The organism is Paraburkholderia sp. SECH2 (genome assembly GCF_030464795.1).
In the GTDB taxonomy this organism is placed as follows: Bacteria; Pseudomonadota; Gammaproteobacteria; order Burkholderiales; family Burkholderiaceae; genus Paraburkholderia; species Paraburkholderia aspalathi.
Map to the genome: position 1 here is coordinate 1 of NZ_JALPRH010000048.1, position 20335 is coordinate 20335.

At 63.4% G+C, this 20335-nt stretch carries 17 protein-coding genes; 7 read left to right on the forward strand and 10 right to left on the reverse strand.

The window, feature by feature from the left end; all coding sequences use genetic code 11:
* Positions 1–408: 408 nt before the first annotated feature.
* The 4 genes from M0D66_RS37040 to M0D66_RS37055 form a co-directional block, all read right to left on the reverse strand.
* On the reverse strand, positions 409–1893 hold the full coding sequence (locus M0D66_RS37040; RefSeq protein ID WP_266212872.1) for an MFS transporter: 1485 nt from the start codon (positions 1891–1893) through the stop codon (positions 409–411).
* 79 nt (positions 1894–1972) lie between these two features.
* Positions 1973–3220, reverse strand: a complete 1248-nt coding sequence (locus M0D66_RS37045) for a CaiB/BaiF CoA-transferase family protein (protein WP_266212873.1) — start codon at positions 3218–3220, stop codon at positions 1973–1975.
* Positions 3217–4194, reverse strand: coding sequence for a hydroxymethylglutaryl-CoA lyase (locus M0D66_RS37050; protein WP_266212874.1), 978 nt, complete (start codon positions 4192–4194; stop codon positions 3217–3219). The genes M0D66_RS37045 and M0D66_RS37050 overlap by 4 nt, the downstream gene beginning before the upstream one ends.
* Before the next feature lie 176 nt (positions 4195–4370).
* Positions 4371–5273: a LysR family transcriptional regulator gene (locus M0D66_RS37055; RefSeq protein WP_266212875.1), complete on the reverse strand. Its 903-nt coding sequence runs from the start codon at positions 5271–5273 to the stop codon at positions 4371–4373.
* A 180-nt stretch (positions 5274–5453) separates the two neighbouring features.
* Between M0D66_RS37055 and M0D66_RS37060 the strand changes: the two genes are divergently transcribed.
* Entirely contained in the window at positions 5454–6101 is a 648-nt protein-coding gene (locus M0D66_RS37060) for a LysE family translocator (RefSeq protein WP_093636581.1), read from the forward strand.
* A gap of 53 nt (positions 6102–6154) precedes the next feature.
* Here M0D66_RS37060 and M0D66_RS37065 read toward each other — a convergent pair whose 3' ends face one another.
* A complete protein-coding gene (locus tag M0D66_RS37065; protein ID WP_200622061.1) occupies positions 6155–7057 on the reverse strand; it encodes a DMT family transporter in 903 nt (300 codons plus the stop codon).
* 63 nt (positions 7058–7120) lie between these two features.
* Here M0D66_RS37065 and M0D66_RS37070 point away from each other — a divergent pair, with 63 nt between their 5' ends.
* Positions 7121–8038 carry a LysR substrate-binding domain-containing protein gene (locus M0D66_RS37070; RefSeq protein ID WP_266212876.1) on the forward strand — a complete coding sequence of 306 codons (918 nt, stop codon included), beginning with the start codon at positions 7121–7123 and terminating at the stop codon, positions 8036–8038.
* A gap of 155 nt (positions 8039–8193) precedes the next feature.
* A complete protein-coding gene (locus M0D66_RS37075) occupies positions 8194–8982 on the forward strand; it encodes a sulfite exporter TauE/SafE family protein (RefSeq protein ID WP_093636589.1) in 789 nt (262 codons plus the stop codon).
* 10 nt (positions 8983–8992) lie between these two features.
* Here M0D66_RS37075 and M0D66_RS37080 read toward each other — a convergent pair whose 3' ends face one another.
* On the reverse strand, positions 8993–9241 hold the full coding sequence (locus tag M0D66_RS37080) for a hypothetical protein (protein ID WP_093636592.1): 249 nt from the start codon (positions 9239–9241) through the stop codon (positions 8993–8995).
* A gap of 234 nt (positions 9242–9475) precedes the next feature.
* Complete coding sequence (locus M0D66_RS37085) at positions 9476–9829, reverse strand: BON domain-containing protein (protein ID WP_054043266.1); 354 nt, start codon at positions 9827–9829, stop codon at positions 9476–9478.
* 677 nt (positions 9830–10506) lie between these two features.
* On the opposite strand from M0D66_RS37085, the gene M0D66_RS37090 reads away from it, so the two are divergent.
* The 3 genes from M0D66_RS37090 to M0D66_RS37100 all read left to right on the forward strand — a co-directional run bounded on the left by M0D66_RS37090 (position 10507) and on the right by M0D66_RS37100 (position 14033).
* Positions 10507–11994 carry a TAXI family TRAP transporter solute-binding subunit gene (locus M0D66_RS37090; protein ID WP_093636598.1) on the forward strand — a complete coding sequence of 496 codons (1488 nt, stop codon included), beginning with the start codon at positions 10507–10509 and terminating at the stop codon, positions 11992–11994.
* 167 nt (positions 11995–12161) lie between these two features.
* A complete protein-coding gene (locus M0D66_RS37095) occupies positions 12162–12806 on the forward strand; it encodes a 2-hydroxychromene-2-carboxylate isomerase (RefSeq protein ID WP_093636600.1) in 645 nt (214 codons plus the stop codon).
* A 246-nt stretch (positions 12807–13052) separates the two neighbouring features.
* Positions 13053–14033, forward strand: a complete 981-nt coding sequence (locus tag M0D66_RS37100) for a LysR substrate-binding domain-containing protein (RefSeq protein WP_200622064.1) — start codon at positions 13053–13055, stop codon at positions 14031–14033.
* Between the two features lie 53 nt (positions 14034–14086).
* Here M0D66_RS37100 and xdhC read toward each other — a convergent pair whose 3' ends face one another.
* Genes xdhC through xdhA form a run of 3 tightly spaced genes read right to left on the reverse strand, consistent with a single transcriptional unit; the run spans position 14087 to position 18639 of the window.
* The gene (gene xdhC / locus M0D66_RS37105) at positions 14087–14653 is read right to left on the reverse strand and encodes a xanthine dehydrogenase accessory protein XdhC (protein ID WP_234487100.1); all 567 of its coding nucleotides are present in this window, start codon (positions 14651–14653) and stop codon (positions 14087–14089) included.
* Between the two features lie 60 nt (positions 14654–14713).
* Complete coding sequence (gene xdhB, locus M0D66_RS37110) at positions 14714–17080, reverse strand: xanthine dehydrogenase molybdopterin binding subunit (protein ID WP_256456076.1); 2367 nt, start codon at positions 17078–17080, stop codon at positions 14714–14716.
* Between the two features lie 29 nt (positions 17081–17109).
* Positions 17110–18639, reverse strand: a complete 1530-nt coding sequence (gene xdhA, locus M0D66_RS37115; protein WP_266212878.1) for a xanthine dehydrogenase small subunit — start codon at positions 18637–18639, stop codon at positions 17110–17112.
* Positions 18640–19028: 389 nt separating this feature from the next.
* Between xdhA and M0D66_RS37120 the strand changes: the two genes are divergently transcribed.
* Positions 19029–20240 (forward strand): MFS transporter, encoded by a 1212-nt coding sequence (locus M0D66_RS37120; protein ID WP_266212879.1) that lies wholly within the window; start codon positions 19029–19031, stop codon positions 20238–20240.
* Positions 20241–20335 lie beyond the last annotated feature (95 nt).

Genomic DNA, 20335 nt, shown 5'->3' on the forward strand with positions numbered 1-20335 from the left:
TCTTTGCGGCGGCAAAGAAAAGTAGGTGCCCCCCCGCACAGGGGGAACGCTAATAAACCACTAACAATTCAAGGAAAGGCCAAAGCGCTAAGAACACTGACAATAAGCGCCCCGCAGGCAAAAAACCCCAAATCCTCTCCCATAAAAACAAAATTCAGCGCACACTATCCAACTGCTCCCTCGCGGAGCGATAAAAGCCTACTGGGGAGCCCATCATGGCAAAAGGTCAAATGCGCAGTAACCGAGAAGTAAAGAAACCGAAACAGGCCAAGAAACCCACACCGGCCACGACGCCATCGGGCGCACCTCCGATCCGCGTAGCGCCAACCGTTTCGGCAACGCCAAAGAAACACTAAAGAAGCACGAACCAGGCAGCAAGCCCGCCCCGCCAGGCGGGCCTCCCCAGCTTTACCTCGAAATATCCTCCAACGCAACATCCCGCGTCTTCGGCCCAAGCGTCCCGATCGCCAACATGACGATCATCATCGCCCCCGAAATAAACACAAACACCCCATTCACGCCAAAACGGTTCAGGCACCCCGCAATCACAAACGCGGAAAACATCGCCGAAATCCGGCTCCACGAATAAACAAACCCCACCGCCCTCGCGCGAATACTGGTCGGAAACAGCTCGGCCTGATATGCGTGATAGCTATAAGAAATAATGTTGCCCGCCAGCACCAGGCACACGCCCAAACTCACGAGCAATACCGTCTCCCGCGCCTGGCTGAACAGCAACCCACACACCACGTTCACCGCCGCCATGCAGATAATCACCGTCTTACGCTCGAAGCGGTCGGCAATCAGCATCCCCAGCAACGGTCCAAGCGGCGCGGCGATCGCGATGATGCTCGCGTACATCAAACTCGTCGTGACGGTGATGCCCTGCTTGATCAGCAACGTCGGAATCCAGTTCGCGAAGCCGTAATAACCCATCGTCTGGAACACGTGGAAAATGATCAACATCAGCGTGCGCTTGCGATACGGCGGCACCAGCAGATCGCGAAACGTCGCACGCGCGCGCACCGGTTCTGGCAACGCCGGCTCCGGCAAAGGCCTTCCATATTCTCGTTCCACGCGCGCTTCGAGTCGCTTCATCACGGCGTCGGCTTCCTCGATGCGGCCCTTCTGTGCGAGCCAGCGTGGGCTCTCCGGCAAACGCAGACGGATCCACCACACCACGATCGCACCCACTACGCCGGTCAGCACGACCAGACGCCAGCCGTCGAGGCCGAAGTAGCGGTGTGGCACCAGCAAATACGACAGAAACGCGACGATCGGCACCGCGCAAAAACCGACTGCCTGTGAAAAGGCTGACGCACGGCCCCGCACATGTTTCGGCACGAGCTCGGAAATGTACGTACCGATCGTCACGATCTCCACGCCGATGCCAATCCCTGCGATGAAGCGCCAGAGGTTGAGTCCGAGCGCCGTGTCCTGGAACGCCATGATGATGTTGGCCGCGGTGTACCACAGCAGCGACCATGTGAAGATCGCGCGCCGCCCGAAGCGGTCAGCGAGAAAACCGCATGCGGCCGTGCCGATGAACAGGCCCGCGAATAACGCCGCGATGAAGCTCGCCACACCGCTGGTACCGAACAGACCGTGCGTCGTCGCAGTGAGAATGCCGCTGCGCACGAGGCCCGGCGCGATATAGCCGGAGAACATCAGGTCGTAGAGTTCGAAGAAGAGTCCAAGGCTCAGCAGCATCACCAGTTGCCAGATCGAACGCGTCGCGGGCAAACGGTCGAGTCGCGCGGAAATGCGCGCGCCATTCAGCGCGATCTCTTCAGCACGGCCGCTGGCCGACGCACCGGCGCCTGAGGGCAAACCACCCAGCGCGCCGGCATCGCCGACCGCTGTCGCATACACCGCATGATTCGACGATTTCATCGTCCGTCTCCATGATTTCCGGTCTGACGCCGGATGAGATTGATTGACTACGTTTGACACATCGTGCGTAGCGCTACCCTCACGCAGCTTCTCGCGGCGTCTGCGCTACGCCGCCACCCAACGCCGTGATCTGTGCTTCGTCGTAACCCAAACCGCGCAGCACGTCGGCGGTGTGCTCACCGATCTTGGCGATCGGCGAGCGCGGTTGCAGACGCGCGCCATCCATCGAAATCGGCAGCAATGGCATCGCGGTTTCGCTTCCGTCATCGAGCGTCAATCGTGCAAGGCCGCCGCTCTCGTTCAGATGCGGATCGTCGAACAGGTCTTCGGGTTTCGTGATCGACGCGAACGGAATGTGGTCACGTTCGAACAGCGGCACGAGCGCCGCGCCTTCGAAGCGACTCAAAGTTTCACCGAGCGTCTGCAGCAACCACTCGCGCGCGAGTACGCGGTCGTTGTTGGTCGCGAGGCGCGGATCGGCCAGCAGGTCGGCGCGACCGAGAATCGCGCACAGCGCGCGCCACTGGCCGTCGCCGGTCGCGGCGACAAACATCTGCTCGTCGTTGGCAAGCCGGAACACGTCGTAGACGGCCCAGGCGCTGATGCGTTCGGGCATCGGCGCAGCGGGCACACCGGTCGCCGCGAACTGCTGCATGTGTTGCGCGGAAAGCAGCACGCAGTTTTCGAACAACGCGCTCTGCACTTCCTTGCCGCGTCCGCTCGTATGCCGTTCGTGCAGCGCGGCAAGCACGCCGATCGCGCCGAACATGCCGCCCATGATGTCGTTGACCGAACTGCCCGCACGCAACGGACGGCCTACCGGTCCCGTCATGTAGGCAAGGCCGGCCATCATCTGCACGACTTCGTCCAGAGCCAGACGGTGCTCGTATGGCCCGTTAAGAAAGCCTTTGTGCGAGACGTAGATCAGCCCGGAATTGCGCTCACGAAGCGACGCGTAATCGAGACCCAGGCTCGCCATGCGGCCCGGCTTGAAGTTCTCGACGAATACATCCGCGGTATCGACCAGCTTGTGCAGCGCGGTCAGCCCCGCTTCGCTATCGAGATCGAGCGCGACACTCTTCTTGTTGCGATTGAAAGTACGGAAAAATCCCGCGCCGGTACCGAGCAAACGGCGCGTACCGTCGCCGCGCGGCGGCTCGACCTTGATGACTTCGGCGCCGAGGTCGCCAAGAATCATTCCGCAGGTCGGCCCCATCACCATGTGCGACAACTCGATTACGCGGATGCCTGCAAGCGGCAACGCGCCCTGTTGCCCTGCTGAAGACGTAGGTGCAGAAGAAGCAGACGTAGAAGAAATTGAAGTCATTGCAGCACCCGTGATCCGGAAGATTCAAAACGTTGAGCAGCTGCACTGAACTGCTTCGGCAAACCGGCGCGCGCCAGATAGCCGTACAGCGGTTCGCCGGGGAGCGCGTCGGCGAGAATGTCGCGCGACGCGATGAGTCGCATGAGGTCGATGCCGGTGTCGTAACCCATGCTGTCGAGCATGAACACGAGGTCCTCGGTGTTCACGTTGCCGGTCGCGCCCGGCGCATGCGGACAGCCACCGAGGCCGGCCAGCGACGCGTCGAATTCGCGGATACCGTGCTGCAGCGCAATCAGCGTATTCGCGAGACCAAGGCCGCGCGTGTCGTGGAAATGCAGCGAGCGCAGCTTGCTGCCCGCGACCTCTCGTACCAGCTCGATGATTTCCCCGACCTGGCGCGGCGTCGCTTCGCCGGTGGTGTCGCCGAGTGCGATAACGTCGGCGCCCGCCTGCAACGCGGCGCGCGCAATCGCGGCGATATCGGCGTAAGGCACCGCTCCTTGCAACGTGCAGCCAAACACTGTCGACAATCCCGCGATCAGTTCGACGCGTCGCGCGTTCGCACTGGCCGCGCTATCGATCAGCTCGCGCATCGCGGCAAATGACTCGATCATCTCGACAGGCGTCTTGCGGACATTGGCAAGGCTATGCGCCGTGCTCACCGAAATAGGCGCGACGATCCGATGCACGCCCGAATCGAGCGCACGTTGCGCGCCCTTCAGGTTCGGCACCAATGCCGTCACGATCAGATCGTCGTAGGTGAGCGCGTGGGCGATCACTTCGTCGGCGTCGGCCATTTGCGGCAATAGCTTCGCCGGCACGAACGACGCGACTTCCATATGCCGCACGCCGGCGGCATAGGCGGCGTCGATCCAGCGCCGCTTGAACTCGGTGGGCATTGTGCGTGCAATGCTTTGCAGGCCGTCGCGCATGCCGACTTCGGTCACGACGACGCGCTCCTGGGTGTCACTCATGGTCTTGAATCCCGGTCTTGAATCTTGCGTGGAATGTGGGAAATGAAGCCGCTGAGTGACAGCGTGCCCGCGCGCGGCCGTGCGGCAAAGTCTGCGTTGACGACGCACTCCATCGCCGCTCGCGATGGCCGCAGTGGCATGCGGGGCGGGCGTGCGCCGTCGCAAAGGGGAAACCCTTAAGGGCTTTTCAGAGGATGCAGCAGATGGTCGAGTAAATGCGCCGCCGTCAGCGTCAGCGCCTTGCGGTCGCGCATGCAGATCACAAACCGCCGCTCCGCCCAAGCTTCGCGCAAAGGCACGGCGACGATGCCGTATTCGTCAGCCGCATGTTTGGGCAGCGCCTCGCTCGGCAGGATCGCAACTGCAAGGCCTGTCTGGATGAAACGATAGGCGGCGTCGAAGGTCGATACATAGGTTCGATAGTTGAGCTCGCTGCCTTTTTCCACCGCAATGCGCTGCATCAGCGCATTCACCGATGCATTCGATGCGAGCCCGAGATGATCGAACGCCAGGGTCTGCTCGAAGCCAACCGCCGTCTCACTAGCCAGCGGATGATCGCGCGGCACGATCAGCGCGAGATGATCGGAGCGATACGGCAGCACATCGAGACTGCCCATCGGCACCACATCACGGCAGATGCCGAGATCGGCCACACCCTCCTCCAGACCGCGCACGATCTCGGCGCTGACGCGTTCTTCGACATCGACACGAACCTGCGGATTGGCCTTCAGAAAAACCGACAACGCCTCGGGCAGAAACTCGACCATCGACGAGACATTCGCCAGCACCCGGACATGACCGCGCGCGCCGGCCGCATATTCGCTGAGTTCGGCCTGCAAGCGTTCGTGGCCGCGCATGATGAGCCGTGCGTGCCTGAGCAGCGCCTCACCGGCGGCAGTCGCGCGCACGCCGCGCTGACTGCGCGAGAGCAGCACGACGTCGACCAGCGCTTCGAGATCGGCGAGCCGCTTGCTGACCGCGGACGGCGCGATGAACTCGCGTTCGGCCGCCCGCGCGATCGTGCCTTCCTCGCAGACGGCGATGAACAAGCGCAACGTCACCTGATCGATTTGCCACATGAACGGGCGCGCCCTGGATGTTTGAAGTGGGAAAATTATGCCCGAGGAAGGCGGCGGCCAAGCCCATCCCAGGGTATCCACGGCCTGCACGCTGGTTGGCGATCGTCGAGCGCGCCCCGGGTTGCGGCCGTTAATCGTGTGGCAAACTGCGCAATCAGAACAACTGACAAAGGCTTTCCCATGTCCACCGCCAGTCTCTTCGTCACGTCCGCAGGCGTCGGCCTCGCGATTGCCGCACCGGTCGGCCCGATGGGCATGCTATGCATCCGCCGCACGCTGACGGGCGGTCCGCGCGCGGGGCTCGCAATCGGCTTCGGCATTGCGACCGGGGATGCGGTTTATGGCCTGATCGCGGCGCTCGGCCTGGTCGGCATTTCGCAGTTCATGCTCGCCTACGACCGGCCCTTGCATCTGGTCGCCGGTCTGTTTCTGCTTTATCTCGGCGTGCGTACGCTGCTGCAAAAAGCGCCCGCCGACGCGGCAAACGGCAACAGCGACGGCAACGGCAAGCTCGCCCAGGTAGGCCGCGCCGGCGCACTGCGCGCGTATGCAAGTTCATTGCTGCTCACGCTGACCAATCCGCAAACCGTCATTATGTTTGCCGCGCTGTTCACGACGCTCGCTCCGCGTGGCGCGTTTTCATCGAGCATCGCGTTGACCACCGTAGGCGGCGTATTTTGCGGTTCGATCGCGTGGTGGTGTTTTCTCGTGACCGTGGTGTCGCTCGCGCGTCATGCGATCGGCAGCAAGCTGCGCGTCGCGATCGACCGGATCGTCGGGATCACGCTGGCGGCGTTCGGTATCGTCGAGATTCGCCGCGCGCTCTGAGTAAGGTTAGCGGGGCTGCGCAACGGCGCTCAACGAACGATGCGCCTTCTGACTCACGAGCGGCCCCGCAGCGCCACGAACACCACACCGGCAATCGCCATCAATCCGCCGCAGAGCGTCGCAAGACCTGGACGCTCGCCGGTCAGCACGGCGGACAATGCCGTCGCCACCGCGGGCGTCAGATACAGGAAATTGGCCGCGCGCGCCGCGCCGAAGTAGCCCAGCGCGAATGTCCACGTTGCATAACCCAGCGCCGCTGGAAATACGCCGAGCACCAGCACCGCCTGCACCGTGCCGTGCGGCGCACTGCCCAGCGAACTCAACGCGCCCGGCAGCCACGGCGCCAGCAACACCGCTCCTGCCAGCAACGTGTAGGCGGTGCACGTCAATGCCCCGTAGACCGGAATCAGGCGCCGTTGCAGCACGAAGTAGCTCGCCGAACACAGCGCCGCGCCGAGAATCAGCGTGCTGCCCGCGCCGAGCGTCAGGCCGCCGGGCTGCCCTCGCGCAATCACCGCGATGCCGGCGAGACTGACTAACGAACCGAGCCATCCCCACCGATTGAATCGCTCGCCGAGAAACACGGCTGCCAGCAGCGCCGTGAAAATCGGCAGCGTATTGACGATGAAACTCGCCGCCCCTGCCGCCACCGTTTTCTCGCCGGTGTTGAGCAGCGCGTTATAAAGCGCGATGCCGAGAAAACCGCACAGCACGAAACGCAGACCATCGCGCCATGTCGGCAAGGGTGGACGCCGATAGGCAAGCCATGCGATCACCAGCAGCGCCGCGGTGGCGAAACGCGCCGCCGCCAAGGGCAAAGGCGCCAGCCCCAGCAAGCCGATGCGAATGAATGGAAAGGCGGACGCCCAGGACACGATGGTGCAGGCGACCGCGCCTGCCGCCAGCAGCGGCTGCCGCGCGGAACGGGGCGATGGGGACGAAGTGAGTGTGTTCATGCGCAAATGGTGCCGCTCCGCGAGCTGCTAAGCTAGCGCACAAATGAACATCGTGATGTGAATATGGCTCACACCTCCCCACAGCCCTCGTCGGCGCGGCCGCCGCTCGCGAGCCTCGAAACCGTCTGCGCCGTCGCCCGCGAAGGCTCGTTCCTCGCCGCTGCCGAGGTCGCCGGATTGACGCACGGCGCAATCAGCCGGCGGGTGGCCGCGGTCGAAAACTGGCTCGGCATGACCTTGTTCGAACGCCATGCGCGCGGCGTGCGGCTGACGCCGGACGGGCAGCGCTTCGTGGGGCGTATCGAGCAGGCGTTCGGCATCATCGACAGTGCGGCGGATCAGTGGCGCTCGCCGCGCAGCCCGCAACTGGTCAAGCTGAGCGTAGTGCCCGCGTTCGCCAAACTGTGGTTCTTCGAGCGCCAGGCGGCATTCGAGAGCGCTGCCCCGGCGCTGCGCATCCAGCTCGATATCGATCATCGCAACGCGGACATTGCCGGCGGCGAAGCAGATCTGGCGATTCGCTACGGGCGCGGCAGTTGGCGTCAGCTCGAGGTCAAGCCGTTCCTGCCGGAGACGCTTTATCCCGTCGCGCATCCCGCGCTCGCCGCACGCCTCGCGAAGCAGCGGCACAAACATGGCGACGCCGCACTGCTCGATGTGCCGTTGCTGCACGACTCGGACGTGACCGGCTGGCGCGCGTGGTTCGGCGCGCTGGCTATTCCGCTGAAGCCGCGCGCCCAGGACCGGCGCTTCGAAGACTACACACTGGTGCTGGCCGCCGCCGAAGCGGGACTCGGCGTGGCGCTGGCGCGCGTGCCGTTGGCCGACGCGTATCTGCAGAAGAGCGGCCTCGTGCGGGTGAGCCGCCACGAAGTCGCCTCGCCGCTGACTTATTACTTCGTGCATGCGAAGGGCGAGAGCCGGCCCGAAGTGCTGGCGCTGATCGACCGGATGCAGGGGGCGCAGCAAGGCGTGTCATAGCACTTCATACGCAAGCGCGGCAGTTTTGCGACAATAGCGGCTTTCGCCGCGCCGTCGCGGGCCTGTCGCCGGGATGCGCCGGCGCTCAAAGGCAAGTGCGCGCCGGCGTTGCCGTCTAACCTGTTCAACCCACCCGACCGTCAGCGGTCTGCTCAATGGCTCTTCCCCACATCGATCTGCTGTACTCCGTCTCCGGCCTGTTCGTCGGCTTTCTGGTCGGGCTGACGGGTGTCGGCGGCGGCTCGCTGATGACGCCGATCCTGGTCCTGCTGTTCAACGTGCATCCGGCTACCGCGGTCGGCACCGATCTGCTGTACGCGGCCGCCACCAAGGCGACCGGCACGCTGGTGCACGGCCTGAAAGGCACCGTCGATTGGCAGATCACCCTGCGCCTCGCGGCGGGCAGCGTACCGGCGGCGACCATCACCTTGATCCTGCTGCATCGGTACGGGATGGACACACCGGGCGCGAGCCGGCTGATCCAGATCGTGCTCGGCGCCGCCCTGCTGGTCACCGCCGTGGCGCTGATCTTCCGCCCACAGCTCGCGGCGCTCGGCGCGCGCCGTCAGCGTGCGCCGAGGCAAGGGCGTACGCTCGCGCTCACCATGCTGACCGGCGCGGTGCTGGGTGTGCTGGTGTCGCTGACGTCGGTGGGTGCGGGCGCGATCGGCGTGACGGTGTTGCTGCTGCTGTATCCGTTGCTGCCGACCACACGCATCGTCGGCTCCGATATCGCGCACGCGGTGCCGCTCACGCTGCTGGCGGGCGCCGGTCATTGGCTGCTGGGTTCGGTCGACTGGTCGATGCTGCTGTCGCTGCTGGTGGGATCATTGCCGGGCATCGCGATCGGCAGTTATCTGTCGTCGCGTGCACCGGACGCGCTACTGCGCAACGTGCTCGCCGCCACGCTCACGCTGGTCGGCGTGCGCCTCGTGCTGTCGTAAAGCAGCCGCGCTATTTGAAAAACCGGCAGGTCAGATCGGTCTCGAACTGCCTGACCCATTGGCCGTGATGGTCGTGATATGACTGCGCCCAGCCGCCGCGCCGAACCGTGACAAGGCGCTCGTGCGCGGCATCGCCTGGGTCCGGGCAGGCGCTGATGTCGAAATGCGCCGGCGCAAAACCATGCCGCGCGCATACCAGTTCGAAAGCCGCCCGATCGCTGATCGGCAGATCGGTATAACGCAATTGCGTGGTTTCCATGGCGTTGACTCCGGTTCCACTTGCATCACAGTACGCTTCGCGCCGCGTCGATAGTGTGTCACAGCGCACAAACGGGCTGTTGCGGCGCCGACGTTCAGCCCGCCACTGGCCGACTCATCATCACCGCTTCAAAAATCACCGCCGGGAAAAATAAAGCGAAAAAAAAGCTCCGGGTATTCGCCGGAGCTCTCGCTTATGCAGGCCGCTTATCGCGGCCTGCTCATTGCAAGCGTCTTACTGCTGCACAACGGTCAGCTTGTTCGACACCGACGTCACACCGGCGACGCCCTTGGCCGCTTCACCGGCAGCGTCGATCTGGCCTTGGTCAGGCACCGAACCCGTCAGCGTCACTGCACCGCCACGAGCACGCACGGCGATGTTCGAGACGTCGATGCCTTGCGCCTTGGCGAGCGCGCTGCGCACCTTGCGACCCAACTGGCTATTGGCCTTCTTGCCGGCCTTGGCACTTGCAGCCGGCGCTGCGGTCGTGCCCGTAGCCGTTGCATCGCTTGCCTGAGCGTACACATTGCACGCCACCACCATTGCCACAACCGAGCCCAGCGTTTTCAGAAAACCGACCGATTTCATAGTTTCTATTCTCCTTAGCTACACATTGGACCGCATGTACAAGCGGCTTCGTTACGACTACCGGCGGCCATGCTTAAGACGCGTCAACGCGCGGCTCAGCGACGGCCGACTATGGCTGCGACACGGTGTGCGAGAGGCGAGAGAGGCCGGCCACCGTTAGTCGCTGCGATGCGCTACGGGAGCCGGCAAGCCGCGAGGTCCGCCAGCGCGCCCGGTTCTTGTCTGTCGTGCCGGGTCACGCTGTGCAAACATCTGTTCGCGGCAGCGAACCACAATTTAATCTAGCCGCGCCAGAAGCGCAAAGGGTTTAGTCATACGTTGCGATGCGTTCCGGTTGTCACAGGGGGCATCGGGCGTGTTTCGTTCATGCGTTGTTCATATTCTGGTTCGGGCGTGCCTGGCCGGCGGGTCAATGTGTCGTTCATGGGACGTTCATATGCCGGTCATGCGCCGTTCACGAATTGTTACGGGTTTGACGGCGCCCGCGCCGGCCGGACGCTGCGCCGCCGCGCTAATCTCAGGTACCATCGGCGCGTCGCGCTGCCGCGCGGCTTGTGCGGTTTTTTGTATGTCCCGCACGGCAGCCAGGCCGGCATGGCGCGAATGCTTCGCCCGGTTCGCGCGCCGCGGAACGCCGCCGTCCTGTTCACTTTCGACCGTAGCCGTCACGTCACCCGATGAAGCCAGCCACCGGCCGCAAACGCCCTCCCCGTCTCGTCGCCCGCTTCGTGGCGATCTCCTGGCGCGATCTGGCGGTCTCGTTCGGACCGCTCGTGCTGATTGCCATCGCGGCGATCTGGGTCGCCGTGCGCCTGATCCAGCCCGCCCCGCCCAGCACGCTGACGATCAGCGCCGGCCCCGAAGGCAGCACCTTCTGGAATGCGGCCCAGAAGTACAAGGAGATCCTGGCGCGCAACCGTATCACCCTGAACGTCTTGCCCTCGGAAGGCTCGCTGCAGAATCTCAAACGGCTCTCCGACCCGAAGTCGAACGTCGACGTCGGCTTCGTGCAGGACGGGGTCGCGCCCGGCGCAGCGAACGAGGGCTTGATGTCGCTCGGCAGCGTGGCCTATGTGCCGCTGGCGATCTTCTATCACGGCCCGACGATCTCGCGGCTCTCCGAATTCAAAGGCTTGCGCCTCGCGGTCGGCGCCGAAGGCAGCGGCACGCGTGAACTGGCGCTCGCGTTGCTCAAGGCCAACGGCATCGTGCCGGGCGGCCCGACCAAACTGCTGCCGCTCTCGGGCGACGACGCCGCCCAGGCACTCGTCGCCGGCAAAATCGACGCGGCGTTTCTGGCCGGCGATTCGGCGCAACCGGCGGTGATGGGCAAGCTCTATCGCACGCCGAACGTGCAGTTTTACGACTTCACCCAGGCCGACGCCTACACCCGCCGTTTTCCGTATCTGACACAACTCCAGATGCCGATGGGCGCGTTCGACCTCGGCAAGAATCTGCCGTCGACGCCGATTCATATGGTGGCGCCGACCGCCGAACTGGTGGCGCGCGATTCGCTGCATCCCGCGCTCTCCGATCTGCTGATCGAAGCGGCACGCGAGGTCCACGGTAAGGCAAACATCATGCAGCGCGCCGGCGAATTCCCCGCGCCGCTCGCCCACGATTTCCCGATCAGCGACGACGCCGCCCGCTACTACAAGTCAGGCAAGAGCTTCCTCTACCGGATCCTGCCGTTCTGGCTGGCAAGTCTCGCGGACCGGTTGCTGGTGGTTGTAGTGCCGCTGATCGTGCTGCTGATTCCGGCGCTGCGCGTCGTGCCCTCGCTGTACACGTGGCGGGTGAAATCGCGCATTTACCGCTGGTATGGCGCACTGATCGCGATCGAACGCAGTGCGCTCAGCGAGTACTCGGCCGAAGAACGCGCCACGCTGATCGAGCGGCTCGATGCGATCGAAGAATCGGTGAACGGGCTAAAAATGCCGCTCGCCTATGCGGATCAGTTCTACGTGCTGCGCGAGCATATCGGCTTCGTGCGCGAGCGGCTCACGCATAGCCGCGAGGCTCAGCGCGACGCGGCGGAAGACTCGGACGACGAGCCGCAGCCACCTGCTTCGGCGCACGCATCAGAAGCCGATGCCGCAACGGAATCACCTGAAGCGCGGGGAGCCGACGAGGCCGACGAGCCTTCGGCCGGCCGCCACGCTTAGAGACCCGTACCGACTCACGGGGTCGAGTTTGGCGGTCGCCGTGTCGGCCATCCCCGGTCCAAATCCATATTGACGGGTGCAAGCGGCGGCTGCACCGCGTAAGATCATTACAATTCCGACGGTCCAGCAGACGACACCGTTCGGAAAGGGCAATCCGGGAGACACTTATGACCGTAGGCATCGACGCCAGGCAACCGCAGTGGTTTTACGATTTTGTCTCGCCGTTCACCTACCTGTTGCTTGAGCAACATGACAAGTGGCCGGGTTTCGACTTCGCGTTCACGCCGGTCGTGCTGAACGAGCTGTATCGCCACTGGGGCCAGCGGCCCGCTTATAGCGTGCCCGCCAAACGCACCTTCCTGTACCGCCACGCGCTGTTTCGCGCGGACCAGCTCGGCATTCCGTTCAAGATGCCGCCGGCCCATCCGTTTGACTCGATGAAACCGCTCCTGCTCGCCACCGCGGCGAAGGGCGACATCAGCTTCGTCCGCGAGATCTTCCGTTTTATCTGGCGCGAAGGCCGCGATCCGTCGAGCAATGGCGCATTCGCCGAACTGTGCGAGCGTGTCGGCATGCCGGACGGCCCGGAGCTGATCAAGGACGAAGAAGTGAAGGCGCAGTTGCAGCGCAACACTACGGATGCAATCGGTCTGGGCGTCTACGGCGTGCCGACCTTCCGTCTGAACGATCAATTGTTCTGGGGTGAAGACGCGTTGCCCATGGTGCTGTATTGCGCGCGCACGCCGAACTGGCTCGACTCGAAGGAAGTGAAGCGGATCAGTTCGCTGCCTTCCGGCCTTGCCGACGATTAAAGCGAAAGCAAGACGTAATATTCGTGCAAACAGGCGCGCCGTGCCTGTGCTTGCACAGGCCTTTTCGGACGTGATGGCGTCAAAAAGGCCGTCCTGATGCCGGCCATACCGCGCCTGCTATGCCGCCACACCGCAAACGGGCCTAAGGTTATAACCTTTGCGCCCCGCTCTCGCGATCTGGCTCGCGGGCGGCTCCGTACGACGCTTCATCCGGACCCGACCTGCTTGCATCGCCTCGCCTAAACCATGGACGATTCCGCCGCTTCCCTCGATATCTGGCTCGTGCGCGTGCTGCGCACGCTGATCGTCGAGCGCAGCGTCACACAAACCGCGCTGCGTCTGAATCAGACCCAGCCCGCCATCAGCACCGCGCTGCGCAAACTGCGCGAGACGCTGAACGATCCGATCCTCGTGCGCGGCAAGTCGGGCATGGTGCCGACCGAATACGGCGAATCCTTGCTGGCCTCGGCGCAACGCGTGCTGCGCGAAGTCGATTTCGTTGCGACGCCGCACGGCGACTTCGATGCCGGCCGCTCGCGCCGGACCTTCCGCGTGGCGGCGCCGGATTATCTGAACGACTTCTTCATGCCCACCGTGATCGCGCAGTTTCGCGAAGCGGCGCCGCATGCGCGTCTGGAGATCGATTCGTTGAGCCCGATGCTCGACCATTCGGCCGCGCTCGATGCCGGTGAACTCGATCTGGTGATCGGCAACTGGCCGAAGCCCGATCCGCGTTTCGAGCGCAGTGACCTGTTCTCCGATACGGTGGTATGCCTGATGCGCGCCGATCATCCGCTCGCCCGCACGCCGATGACGCGCGAAGCGTATCTCGCCGCACCGCATCTCGCACCGACGCCTTATAGCGGCGCTAGCGGCGGCGCCGTCGACATCGGGTTCGCGAGAGCCCGCGCCGAGCGGCGCATCGTCACCACGCTGCCCTACTTCGGCCTCGTGCCGCAAACGCTGCTGCAATCGGATCTGATCTTCACGACCACGCGCCGTTTCGCGATGCACTATGCGAGCATCCTGCCGCTCGCCGTAGTCGAAGTGCCGATTCCGTTTCCGCGCATCAAGTGCTATCAGTTGTGGCATCCGCAGCCGGATCGGCCGAGCGATGTCGGCTGGCTGCGTACGCTGATGTCGCAAGTGTCGGATGAATTGATCGCGCAGAAGGTGCGGCGCGCGAAACGGCCGGCGAAAAAAGAAACGTCAGCCGCGGAGGGCTGACGTTGTGGTGTGGTGCTTGACGGCTCGATGTTGCGTTTGAAGGCTCTCTCCGCCTAGACGCTCGCGCAAAGCTTCTGCATTGCCGCCTGAGCCGCGGCTTGACGTGAACGGATCTGCAGCAACTCGGCACACACCGCGACCGCGATTGCCGAAGGCGCTTTATCCACAATGCCGGTCACGCCGATCGGGCACGTCATCTCCACCAGCCGATCCAGATCCACGCCTCGATCCAGCAAACGACGCTCGAATTTCACGCGCTTTGTCTTCGATCCGATCATGCCGAAGTAGGTGAAATCGCGCCGCCGCATGATGCGCGCGGCGAGCGAAAAGTCGAGCGCGTGGTTATGGGTCATCACGAGGAAATACGCGCCGGGCGGCGCAGTGTCGACGATCGCTTCGGGCGTGTCGGTCGCTTCGATCTGCACGTTGGCCGGGGTTTCGTCGGGGAACAGTTCGTCGCGCTCATCGACCCACTGGACGACGCACGGCAAGCTGCCCAGCAGCGTGACGAGCGCATGGCCGACGTGCCCCGCGCCGAACAGCACGATGTGCATCGGCGCCGGACGCGGCGCTTGCACGGCGCTGCGCCGGCCGATCTGAACGGAAGAGAAGTCGTTCATGGCGATCATTCCAGTGAGTTTCGATATTTGCACGATTGTCCTTAGCTAGCCAGTTGCGCTTTACTGCCGCGCCGCCGCGGTTGCCGCCCGCACTGCGCCGACTGCCTTCAAGATTTCCTCGCTGGTCGCGGGCGCATTCAGCGGCGGATTGACCTTGTGGTCACCCACGGCCGACACCGCATCGCGCACGGCAAAGAACACCGAGAACGGCAGCAGCAGCGGCGGCTCGCCGGTCGCCTTCGAACGGTGGATGCTGTCCTCCGCATTGCGGTTCTTGAACAGACGCACACGGAAATCGGGCGGCGTATCGTTGACGGTCGGAATCTTGTAGGTCGACGGCGCGTGCGTCATCAGCTTGCCGCCCGCGTTCCACCACAGTTCTTCGGTCGTGAGCCAACCCATGCCCTGGATGAACGCGCCTTCGACCTGACCGACGTCGAGCGCCGGGTTCAGCGATGCGCCCACGTCATGCAAAGCGTCCGCGCGCAGCACGCGCATTTCGCCGGTCAGCGTGTCGATCACCACTTCCGACACGGCTGCGCCGTACGAGTAGTAGTAAAACGGTCGGCCTTGCAGCTTCGATTGATCCCAGTAGAGTTTCGGCGTTGCGTAGAAGCCGTCCGACCAGAGCTGGACACGCGCGATGTAGGCCTTCGCGATCACTTCTTCGAACGGCACGATCATCTCGCCGACCACTACGCGGTCGTGCACGAAACGCACTTCCGAAGCGGCCACCTGCCCCGCGCCGAAACGCTCGGCAGCGAAGGCCGACAGACGTTCGCGCAACTGGCGCGCGGCGTCTTGCGCAGCCTTGCCGTTCAGGTCCGAACCGGTCGATGCAGCGGTCGCCGACGTATTGGCAATCTTGCTCGTATCGGTCGCCGTGACGCGGATGCGGTTAAAGCCGATGCCCAATTCATGCGCCACGACCTGCGCGACCTTGGTGTTCAAACCCTGGCCCATTTCGGTGCCGCCGTGGTTCACCAGCACCGAACCATCGGTGTAGATGTGCACCAGCGCGCCGGCCTGGTTAAAGTGGGTCACGTTGAACGCGATGCCGAACTTGACCGGCGTGAGCGCCAGGCCCTTCTTCAGCACTTCGTTGTTCGCGTTGAACTCGTTGATCGCTGCACGGCGCGCGCGGTATTCACTGGTCGCTTCGAGTTCGTCGATCAGTTCGTGAATGACGTTGTCTTCGACCACCTGACCATACGGCGTCTGGTTGCGCTCGGTCTTGCCGTACAGATTGCGGCGGCGCACGTCGAGCGAATCTTCGCCCACCGAACGCGCGACGTTGTCCATGATGTACTCGATCGCGAACGCGCCTTGCGGACCGCCGAAGCCCCGGAACGCGGTGTTCGATTGCGTGTTGGTCTTGCCGCAGAAGCCGTCGATCGTGACGTCGGACAACCAGTACGCGTTGTCGAAGTGGCACAGCGCGCGCGTCATCACCGGACCGGACAGGTCGGCGGAGAAGCCGCAACGCGAGGTCATGTCGACCGTCACGCCGTCGATCACGCCCTTGTCGTCGTAGCCCACTTCGTACGTGTAATGGAAATCGTGGCGCTTGCCCGTGACCATCATGTCGTCGTCGCGGTCCGGACGCAGCTTGACCGGGCACAGCAGCTTCCATGCAGCCAGCGCCGCGCAGCACGCGAACAGACCCGATTGCGATTCCTTGCCGCCGAAACCGCCGCCCATGCGGCGGCATTCGATCAGCACGTTGTGCGACGCCACGCCCAAGGCGTGCGCGACCATGTGCTGCATTTCGGTCGGGTGCTGCGTCGAACAGTAGACGTGCATGCCGTCGTCGTCTTTCGGTACCGCGTACGAAATCTGGCCTTCCAGATAGAACTGCTCCTGGCCGCCGAGCAGCATTTCGCCGGCTTCGCGACGCGCCGCGCGGGCGATCTTCGTATCGGCTTCGCCGCGCGCGAGTTTCATCGGCGGCAAGACGTGCTGGTTCGCGGCGCGGGCCTGTTGCGCGGTGAGGATGGCCGGCAGTTCTTCGTAGACGATTTCGGCGCGGCGCGCAGCGAGGCGCGCGATGTCATGCGAGGTCGCGACCACGATGAACATCGGCTGGCCGACGTATTGCACGACACCGTCGGCGAGAATCGGATCGTCGCCGTGGATGATCGGACCCACGTCGTTGACGCCGGGGATATCGCCCGCGGTGAAGATCGCGACCACGCCGGGCGTGGCGCGCACTTTGTCGAGCGCCATCGAGACGATCTTCGCGTGCGCTTTCGGCGACAGGCCGAGCGCGGCGTGCAGCGTGCCGGCGAGCGTCGGGATGTCGTCGGTGTAGGTGGCGCGGCCACTCACGTGCAGATGCGCGGACTCGTGCGGGCGCGAGATGTGGACCTGGGTAAAGTCGTCGAGCTCCTTGAGGTCTTTCAGGAACGGTTCGGCTTGCTGATTCATTGTGGTGTTCTCCGTATCCTTGTGGCGTCTCAGGCGCTCGCGCCGACAGGTGCGCAGGCAGCGGCGACTGCACGAACATCCAGTGCGCTCTTGGGCAGCGGATTGTTCGGACGCGTTTCGAGCCAGAAGCGGTACAAGGTGTTCTTCGCTGCTTCGAGGCGGTAGTTGCTGGTCGCGCGCATGTCGCTAAGCGGCGCGTAGTCGTTGCCGAGCGCGAGCATCGCGGCCTGTGCGGTAGCTTCGTGCCATTCGGCGTCGCGCAGCACGGCTTCAGCGTGCGTCGCGCGCTTCGAAGTGGCGGCCATGCCGCCGAACGCAATGCGCGGCTCGCGGATCACGTTGCCGTCGGCGATGAAGGAAAACGCGGCGCACACGGCCGAGATGTCCGAGTCGAAACGCTTCGACAGTTTGTAGGTGCGGAACTGCAGATTCTTGCGCGCGCCGGTACGGGTCGGCACCTTGAGGCCGACGACGAACTCATGCTCCGCCATATCCTTCCTCTGATACGCGAGGTACAGATCCTCGAGCGGCATTTCACGTTCGATCTCGCCGCCGCGCACGATCACGCGCGCGCCGAGTGCGATCAGGCCGGGCATCGAATCGCCGATCGGCGAGCCGTTGGCGATATTGCCGCCGAGCGTGCCGGCATTGCGAATCGGCAGCGACGCGAAGCGCTGCCACATTTCGGTGAGTTCTGGATATTGCTTGGCGATCTCCGTGTAAGCCTTTTCGACGCTCACGCCCGCGCCGATCTCGATCCAGTCGTCGTTGGTTTCGAGCTTCTGCAATTCGGCGATCTGCCCGACATACACGATGTTGCCGAGCTCGCGCATCATCTTGGTGACCCACAGACCGATGTCCGTGCTGCCGGCGAGAATACGCGCGGCCGGTTCGGCTTCCTTGATCTTCGCGAGCGCCGCGACCGTGCGCGGCGCGTCGAACTGCTGGCCGGCGTGCTGGTAGTGAAAGGTGTCCTTGCGCTCGAGCGTGGCGAGTGCGTTCGACAGCGCTTCGATATTGACCGGTGCTTTCGGCGCGGGCGCTTCGAACATGCGCACGGCCGCATCGACGATCGGACGATAGCCGGTGCAGCGGCACAGATTGCCCGTCAGCGCATTGCTGATCTCGTCACGCGACGGCACGGATTTATTTGCGCAGCTATGTTCGTGACCGTGCTTTTCGTACAGCGACCACATTGACATCACGAAACCAGGCGTGCAGAAGCCGCATTGCGAACCGTGGCACTCGACCATCGCTTCCTGCACCGGATGCAGCGAGCCGTCCGGCTGACGCAGGTCCTCGACGGTGAAGAGCGCTTTGCCGTCCAGCGTCGGCACGAACTGGATGCAGGCGTTGACCGCCTTGAAGTCGACGCCGCCCGCCTCGTTACGCTCGCCGATCACGACCGTGCACGCGCCGCAGTCGCCTTCGGCGCAGCCTTCCTTGGTGCCGGTGCAATGCACGTCTTCGCGCAAATACTGCAGGACGGTGCGGGTGACGGGCGCATCCTTGATCTCACGGATCGCGTTGCGGTGATAGAAGCGAATCGGCTCAGTCATGTCTCGTTACTCTCAATGTTCTGTGTCCGTTGGGACGTGCTGCGATGATGGTTCGAAAACTATCACCATCAATAAATACAACCCATAGCGGGGATCGCATGCGGGACATATTCGCGAAACGATATAGAGATGGGTTTGGGGGTCGGTTGGCTTATGTTGATCTGGCTGTTTTGCCACATTTTTTGCGTAATTATAGTTTTTTGGCCATCCACAGCTAAAGTCCATTCATCCAGTTGGCATCGAAAGACCACTCGTGCAGGGTGAAAACTGACCACTATATCGATCCGGCACCGTTATTTAACCGCCGAAATTATTAAGCAACCCCTGCAAGGGAATCGGTTCCATGGGAAAATCACGCCTTCCCGCCGTTTTCAAGTCTCGTTTTCCCCATGTCCACCGACTCAGCGACACCGCGCAGCGAATTTGCGACGACCATGCAGATCATTCCGGTCGTCTTTTTCACGTTTCTTTGCTATCTGACGATCGGAATTCCGCTCGCGGTGCTGCCTGGCTACGTCCACGATGACCTGGGTTACAGCGCGATTCTGGCCGGCGCGGCGATCAGTGTTCAGTACCTGGCGACGTTGGCATCGCGACCGCTCGCCGGCCGTTCGGCCGACACGTTAGGGCCGAAGCGGACGGTCACGATCGGCCTGCTGGGTTGCGGCGCGAGCGGGGTCTTGTTGCTGCTGGCCGTGTTGTGCGGGCGCTGGCCGGTGGTGAGTCTGGGGCTGCTGGTGTGCAGCCGTCTCGTACTCGGCTTCGGCGAAAGCCTGTGCGGTACTGGCGCGATTTTGTGGGGCATCGGCCGGGTGGGTACGAGCAACAATGCGCGGGTGATTTCGTGGAACGGTATCGCGACATACGGCGCGCTCGCGATTGGCGCGCCGCTTGGCGTCGCGATTGCGCACACGATCGGGTTTGCCGCGTTGGGCGTTCTGGTGATTTTGCTGGCGGCGCTCGGGTTTTATCTGGCGCGGCCTATCGCGCCGGTGCCGATCGTGCATGGTGAGCGGATGTCGTATCGGAGCGTGTTCACGCGGGTGCTGCCGCATGGGATCGGGTTGGCGCTGGGCTCGGCCGGCTTTGGGTCGATTGCGACGTTTATCACGCTGTTTTATGCCGCGCGGCATTGGCCCAATGCGGCTTTGTCGCTGACTGTTTTTGGCACGCTGTTTATCGGTGCGCGGTTGTTATTCGCTAATACGATCAAGGCTTACGGTGGGTTCCGGGTCGCGATTGCTTCGTTTTCGTTTGAATGTGCCGGGTTGTTGATGTTGTGGTTGGCGCCTGAGCCGCATATTGCCCTCGCGGGGGCGGCGTTGACCGGGTTTGGGTTTGCTTTGGTGTTTCCTGCTCTTGGTGTTGAGGCGGTCGGGCTTGTGCCGCCCGCTAGCCGGGGGGCGGCTTTGTCGGCTTATTCTGTGTTTCTTGATCTTTCTCTGGGGATTACGGGGCCGTTGGCCGGGTATATCGCTGGGGAGTTTGGTTATGCGCAGGTGTTTTTGTTTGCGGCGGTCGCTTCCGCGATGGCAGTCGTGCTGTCGACGATGATGTATTTACGGAATTCTCGGGCGCCGAATGCGCCTGCGGCTACTTGATTTTTTTGCCTTCGCGGCGCTTGTTGTCAGTGTTCTTAGCGCTTTGGCCTTTCCTTGATTTGTTAGTGGTCTATTAGTGTTGCCCCTGTGCGGGG